General features: G+C 63.5%; 4 protein-coding genes. 3 read left to right on the top strand and 1 reads right to left on the bottom strand.

From position 1 onward, the window contains the following. Window positions 1-431: 431 nt before the first annotated feature. The 3 genes from H8A92_RS38915 to H8A92_RS38905 all read left to right on the top strand — a co-directional run bounded on the left by H8A92_RS38915 (window position 432) and on the right by H8A92_RS38905 (window position 5,081). On the top strand, window positions 432-2,585 hold the full coding sequence (locus H8A92_RS38915) for a type I secretion system permease/ATPase (protein ID WP_274613586.1): 2,154 nt from the start codon (window positions 432-434) through the stop codon (window positions 2,583-2,585). A 12-nt stretch (window positions 2,586-2,597) separates the two neighbouring features. Continuing rightward, the gene (locus H8A92_RS38910; protein WP_229200568.1) at window positions 2,598-3,848 is read left to right on the top strand and encodes an HlyD family type I secretion periplasmic adaptor subunit; all 1,251 of its coding nucleotides are present in this window, start codon (window positions 2,598-2,600) and stop codon (window positions 3,846-3,848) included. 219 nt (window positions 3,849-4,067) lie between these two features. Further along, complete coding sequence (locus H8A92_RS38905; RefSeq protein WP_229200567.1) at window positions 4,068-5,081, top strand: transglutaminase-like cysteine peptidase; 1,014 nt, start codon at window positions 4,068-4,070, stop codon at window positions 5,079-5,081. 80 nt (window positions 5,082-5,161) lie between these two features. Here the strand turns inward: H8A92_RS38905 and H8A92_RS38900 are convergent, their stop codons facing one another. Next, window positions 5,162-6,970 carry a DUF5801 repeats-in-toxin domain-containing protein gene (locus H8A92_RS38900; protein ID WP_229200566.1) on the bottom strand — a complete coding sequence of 603 codons (1,809 nt, stop codon included), beginning with the start codon at window positions 6,968-6,970 and terminating at the stop codon, window positions 5,162-5,164. Between the last annotated feature and the right edge of the window lie 86 nt (window positions 6,971-7,056).

Raw genomic sequence — 7,056 nt, 5'->3', positions numbered from 1 at the left:
CCGCGGCCGTGCCTGGCTCCTCGGAATGGATGCAGCAGCAAAAGAACGCTGCGGACGGCCCGAACGTGATTTACGCGGATCCGTCCGTCACGGCGAACGCGAGCTCCTATGCATCGACAAAGCCGCACTGGCTGCTGTCGGCCTTCCCGAGTTCCGCTCAATAGAAGCCAGCCGGCCAAGGTCAGGACTTCCGAAAGGGCCCCAAACGGGGCCCTTTCGATTCCGTATTAATACTTAAAGCAAGTTTCGCTGATTTTGTTCGCCATTTGTTGTAGTCTGCGCGGAAATCTTCGAACGCGATTGCTGCATTTCCATTTTGGTTGTCGAGGTTTCAGTTGTTATTTCGTACCCCCAGCACGGCGGCTGACGCCGGCCGCCCCTCGCCGGACGATTCAAACTCAAAACCTGCCGCGACCAGTCGGCCGAGCACACTGGGCGACGATCCCCTCACCGCGTCGTTGAGCTATCTCGCGGCCCATCACGGCCGCGCGGTCAGCCGCGAGGCTCTGCTCGGCGGACTTCCGATCACGGACGGCCGCTTGTCCGTTTCGCTCTACGATCGCGCGGCCAGACGTGCGGGTCTGGAGACAGAAGCCGTCAAGCGCAGCATTTCGGACATTCCCGCGCTGGTCTTGCCGGCCGTCCTGATCATGAAGGACGGCTCTGCGCTTATCCTCCTTGGCGTGGATGCAGCGAACAAGGCGATCAAGATCGTTGATCCGGCGACGCCGAAGGCCCCGCGCGTCGCAGACATTGCCGCGGTCGCCGGCGACTACACCGGCTACGCGTTTCTGGTGCGAAGCGCTGCGCAAGCCGATGCGCGCACCGTCGCCGCAGGGGACATCCCCAAGAACCACTGGTTCTGGTCGGTGGTGAAGGCCCACTGGCGCAGCTACGGGCACATCGCGATCGCCGCCTTCCTGACCAACATCCTGGCGCTGGCGACGCCGCTGTTCACGATGAGCGTCTATGACCGCGTCATCCCCAACGGGGCGATCCCCTCTTTGATCGCCCTTTCGATCGGCATGGGGCTCGGCATCGTCTTCGATTTCATCTTCCGCATGGTCCGCAGCCGCATGATCGACGTGACCGGCAAGACCATCGACGTCGTGCTCGCCGCCAACATCTTCGAGCATGTGATGGCGGTGAAGATGGCGCAACGGCCGACCTCCGTGGGCATCATCGCCAATCAGCTCCGCGACTTCGACTCGGTGCGCGAGTTCTTCACGTCCGGCAGCGTGGTTTCGGCGACCGACCTGCTGTTTGCCATCCTGTTTGTCGGGGTGCTGTTCATCATCGCCGGGCCCCTGGCCTGGATCCCGCTGGTCATGCTCCCTCTCGTGATGCTGGTCGGCTTCCTGCTGCAGCGTCCGCTGGATCGCGCAATGAAGCGCCTGCAAGCCGAATCCGCGGCCCGGCACGGCGTACTCGTCGAGTCCCTGTCCAGTCTCGAAACCGTCCGTGCGACCGGTGCCGAGGCCCGCATGCAGACCTTGTGGGAGCGTTCGGTCGCGGCCACCGCCCGGTCCGGCGAGGACGTTCATTTCTGGTCGTCGATGTCGCTGACCAGCGCGAGCACGGCCCAGCAGATCACGAGCCTGCTGCTCGTCGTCGTCGGCATTTTCCTGATCCTCGACGGCAAGCTCAGCGTTGGCGCGCTGGTCGCTGCAAACATGCTCGCCGGCCGCATCCTGGCGCCGATCGCCGGCATCGCCTCCGTCATCACCAAGGGGACGCAGACATTGTCGTCCCTCAAGGCCATCGACCGTATCATGTCGATCGAGCGCGAACGATCGCCGACCCGATCCTATGTCGCGAGACGGATCGACGACGGCAAGGTCGCCTTCGAGAACGTGTCGTTCGCCTACCCCAACGCGCCGGGCAACGCGCTCGAAAAAGTCAGCTTCAAGATCGAGGGCGGAGAAAAAGTCGGCATCATCGGCCGGGTCGGATCCGGCAAGACCACGGTCGGCAGATTGCTGCTCGGATTCTACGAGCCGAAGGAAGGCCGCATCTTGGTCGATGGCGTGGACTCGCGCCAATACGATCCTTCGGATCTGCGCACCGGCATCGGCTTTGCGATGCAGGATACCGACCTGTTCTTCGGCAAGCTGCGGGACAACATCGCCCTTGGCAAACCCGAAGCGACCGACGAGGAAATCCTGCTTGCCGCGCGGCTCTCCGGCGTCGAGAGCTTCATCGCCGGCCACCCGATGGGCTATGACATGCCGATCTCGGAAGGCGGCCGCAGCCTGTCGGGCGGCCAGAAGCAGGCCATCGGGCTCGCGCGCGTGTTGATCCGCAAGCCTCGCGTGCTGTTTCTCGATGAGCCGACCGCGCACTTCGATATTCGCAGCGAGCAGGAATTCCTAGAACGCCTCAAGGGCCTCGGTGACGAGCGCATGACCATCATCATTTCGACGCATCGTCTGTCATTGCTGAACATGGTCGATCGCTTGCTGCTGTTTGACAATGGCCGCCTGGTTGCCGACGGCCCGCGCGACAAGGTGCTCGCCCTGCTCCAGGGAAAGCCAGCGTCCACGCCTCCGTCGCCGGAGAATACGATCCAGCCGAAATCTGCATAACGAGCGAATATTATGGCGTCTTCCGATTTTGCATTTGCAAACGATATCCGGTCCGCGGCGCTGCTGCGCACGCCCCGCACCTCTCGCATGCTGCTGTGGACCTCGTGCGCGCTGCTTGCGACGTTTCTGATCTGGGCTCATTTTGCCGTGCTGGACGAGGTCAAGCGCGGCAGCGGCCGCGTCGTGCCGTCGCGGCAGATGCAGGTGGTGCAATCGCTCGAGGGCGGCATCGTCGGCGACATCCTGGTCAGGGAAGGCGACATCGTCCAGCAGGGCCAGTCGCTGATGCGCATCGACGATACGAAGTTCGCCTCCGAGTTCGGCGAAATCCGCGAGCGCCGCGCGGCGATGGCGGCGCGGGTGGCCCGCCTCGAGGCCGAGGCGCGGGGACGAAGCGAGATCACCTTTCCGGATGATCTCGACAAGATGGTTCCCGCCGCCGTCGCGACCGAGGCCAGCGTGTTCAAGATGCGGGGTCAGAAGGTCGCGCAGGATATCGACGTCCTCAATCAGCAGGTCACCCGCCTTACCGGCTCCCTCAAGCTGCTGGAGCGCGAGCAGACGCTGACGCGCAAGCTCTATGATCAGAAGGTCGTGCCCGAGATCGAGATGCTGCGGCTTGACCGGCAGGCAACCGAGATGAAGGGGCAGCTGGCCGAAGCGCAATCGAAGATGGCGAACATTACCGCGTCCTTCCGTTCGCAGGCCGACGAGGATCTGGCCAAGTCGCGCGCCGACCTCGCGGTGCTCGACGAGAATATCAAGTCCGCCCAGGATCGGGTGCGCCGCACCGATCTGAAGGCACCGGTCCACGGCATCGTCAACAAACTGAATGTCAGCACCATCGGGGCCGTGGTGGCGCCGGGCGCCAACCTCATGGATATCGTGCCGCTGGACGACACGCTGCTGGTGGAAGGCCGGATCCGTCCCCAGGACATCGCCTTCATCCGTCCCGACCAGGACGCGGTAGTGAAGATCAGCGCCTACGACTCCTCGGTCTACGGATCTCTGAAAGGCAAGGTCGAGCGCATCAGCGCCGACACGATCGTCGACGACAAGGCGGAAAAGACCGAGCGCCCGGAGACCTTCTATCGGGTCATGGTGCGAACCGACAAAAACCACCTCGGCACCGAGCAGCATCCGCTGCCGATCATTCCGGGAATGGTGACCACGGTCGAAGTCCTGACCGGCGAGAAATCGGTCCTGGACTACATCGTGAAGCCCGCCCGCCTGCTGCGCGAAGAGGCCCTGCGCGAACGCTGATCGTGCCACGGATACCGTGGTTAACCGATCGTGATCCCCGGTCGTTCAATTTCGAACGAACCGGCAAACCCTGGATTGACCGCCTTTTCGACAATCCCCGGAGCTGACACCGCCACTTAACTCCGCTTAAGCGGCCAAGGCACCAGTTTGCGTCCCGATAACAGCGGGGACGCAGATCGACGCACAGACGTTGACGGTCCCCGGTATTGGGGACGTCATATGAAGTCGCTGAAGTTTGCTTCGTCGGCGGTCATGGCCGCGGCTGCATTTTCAATAAGTCTTTGCGTAGCGCATTCCGCGTTTGCTGCGGATGAACGCTCTCTCGGCAACCCTGCCGCCGAGCTCGCGCCGGCGTCGGACGCCGCATCGAACCGCCCGCCGGCCACCTTCTTCACCATCGCGGACGTCCTCGCCAAGCTCGACCGGCAGCGCGGCCGTGGCCCGAACGCCATCCGCACTGCCTCGCTCACGCCGTTGAATACGGCGACCGACGCCTTGCCCGCAGCGAAGCCGCTTCCGCCCGAAGGCACCGAGCCGTTCGGCCTGTTCACCTTCCGCGCGCCGGAGAGCAGCCTCTGGCGCAAATGGCGCGGCCTCGAAGCCGACCTGGCAAAGGAGCAGACCGTGCTCGTGCAATGCCACGAGAACGCGACCGGCTGCCCGCCCAATGCCGCGCAGTTCCTCCGCCTGATCAATGCGGTCAAGTCCAAATCCGGACGCGACCGGCTGGATGAGGCCAACCGGGCCGTCAACCAGGCGGTCCGTTATGTCAGCGACTTCGCCCAGTACGGCGAGGCCGATCGCTGGAGCGCCCCGCTCGCGACCTTTGCAACCGGCAAGGGTGATTGCGAGGACTATGCGATCGCGAAATACATCGCGCTAAGCGAGGCCGGCTTCCCGCACGAGGACCTGCGCCTTGTGCTGGGCCGCGATCGCGCCATCCGCCAGGATCATGCCGTGCTGGCGGCGCGCCTCGATGGCCACTGGCTGATCCTGGACAGCCGCCGCTCCGAGCTGATCGACGACGGCGAGCTCGGCAACTTCACCCCGATGTTTGCGATCAACGACCGTGGCGTCCAGCTGTTTGCGGCGCCCTACGCCAAGCGGCTGCCGCTCGGCGACGAGCTCGACGCGGCACCGGCTGCCGCCAATGCGGCAGATGCCGGATGGACCGGCGTGGAGTCGCTTGACGCGGCAAGCCCGCTCCCGGGCTTCCTGACCGTACTCATGTAGCGACGCGGGCAAAGCCAGATCCAATAAAAAAATCCGCGGAGTTGGTCTCCGCGGATTTTCACTTTTGTGGCTGGCGTGGCCTAGAAGGTGTGGATGCTCGCCGCTGCCGGCACGCCGGTGCTCACATGGGCAAGGTCCACCTTGTCGCTGCCGGTGCCGTTCGCCGAATACCAGAGCTCTCCCGTCGTGTTGTTGAAGAAGAACTTGTTGGTGCTGGCGCTTTCGTTCCAGGCGCTCGCCGCAGCCTCGGTTCCACCCGTTGTGGCCGACGACGTGAATTGACCAGCCGTGATCGCCGTCGATGTGCCGATCGTGAGATTCTGACTGGCGACGTCGACGAAGATCTTGTCGGCCAGGGCGGAGAAGTCGGTGATCGTGTCGTGTCCGCCTCCCGAACCCGGCAGCACGAAGATGTCGTTGCCGCCACCACCCGTCAGCGTATCGTTGCCGCCACCACCGATCAGGGTCTCATTGGCGGAGCTGCCCTGGATCGCATCATTGCCCGCCGTACCCTGAAGGGTCGTGCTGCCATTGATGTTGATGTTGATGGTTCCCGCCGCCGTGTCACCGTCAGCGTCAGTGGTCGCCACGTTGAAGCTCAGATTCTCGGAGAGATTCGTGGTCGACGAAACTCCAACGCTGACCAGGTCGACCTTGCCGCTGCCCGACACGTCCGTGAACTGGACCGTGTAGAGCTGCAAGCCGGCTGGCGCCGCGGGCGTCGACCATTCGTTAGCAACCGAAGTGTGTGTGGAAGGATCGAAATCACCCGATACCGACACGATGGAAGCCGCGTTCACTCCGTCCCAATAGGAAACGACGTAGTGAATGTCGTTTCCGGCCGAGTAGTTGGAGAACGTATAGTTCGCCACCGATTCGTTTGCCGGCGGATGGAACGATGCGTTGTGGACCGGGCTGGCGATTGCGCCGTTCGTGAAATCGAACAGCAGCTTCTCATTGACATCGAAGTTGTTGTTGCCGACGCCCCAACCGGCGGTGGATCCGTTCACGCCACCCTGGCCACCGCCAGCGGCCGTGCCCGAAATAACCGCCAGTTGGTCGGCAGCCGAACCCAGGATCTGCTCTGTGGAGGGTCCGGAGCCAAACGAGGTTGCGCTGCCGACGTTCTCGATCGTTGTGGCCGTGAACGGCTGCAACAAGTCGAACGTGTATTGATCGGTCGTGGTATCCACCGTCAGCGTGAAGATATCGTTCGCTGGCGACGGAGCCGCACCGATATAGGCGGTCAGGATGTGTCCCGACGCGTCGACAGAGTAATGCACCGCCTGGCCGTTGAACATCAGGCCCGCCGGTGCGGTGTCCCCGGCCAAAGTCAGCGCGTATGCGCCGAAACCGTCGGCCCCTGAGAACACCGGCAGGTTGCCCACGAGGGACAGTCCTGCCGCATCCGCGATGATCCCGTTGTCGATGGTGCCGAAATGCGGACCGTCGTCGTGGAACGTGACGTGGGTGCTGAGATCGAGGTTCTGGCTCGCCGTATCGCCGTCCTTGTCGGTCACGGTTGCCGTCAGCGTCACCAGGCCGCCGGTCAGGCTGATGCCCTCGCCGGTGTCCGGGCTCGAGGCGGTGTTCTCGTGCACCGCACGATCCTGCGTCAGCGTCACATTGCCCGTTGCCGGATCGACCGTCAGCGTGAACACCAGCCACGCGGCCTGGTTGTCGTGGCCGGCCACATAGCCGGACACCGTATTGCCGCTCTGGTCCAGCACGACGCCGAGACCGGAGTTGCTGTCGATCAGGTTGGTCAACGTGCCGTTGGCCGCGATCTTCAGCGCGTAGGTCAGCGACTGCAGACCGTCCGCGCCGGTCTTCACCGTGAACGCGTTGGCGAAGCTCTCGGTATCCAGCGTATGGCCCTGGGTCGCCACCAGATCCGGCGTCGAGCCATTGATGCCGGCATTGGTCGAGGCCGACAGATAGGCCTCGAACGTGTTCAGCGAGTTGACGTTCCCGT

It is taken from the genome of Bradyrhizobium acaciae (assembly GCF_020889785.1).
GTDB classification, from domain to species: domain Bacteria; phylum Pseudomonadota; class Alphaproteobacteria; order Rhizobiales; family Xanthobacteraceae; genus Bradyrhizobium; species Bradyrhizobium acaciae.
The sequence above is the reverse complement of the archived record's forward strand: the minus strand, read 5'-3'. Positions and strand labels throughout refer to the sequence as shown.

Excerpts from the sequence above, each read along its gene's own strand:
- H8A92_RS38910 (WP_229200568.1), top strand. The coding sequence starts at position 2,598 with ATGGCGTCTTCCGATTTTGCATTTGCAAACGATATCCGGTCCGCGGCG.
- H8A92_RS38905 (WP_229200567.1), top strand. The coding sequence starts at position 4,068 with ATGAAGTCGCTGAAGTTTGCTTCGTCGGCGGTCATGGCCGCGGCTGCA.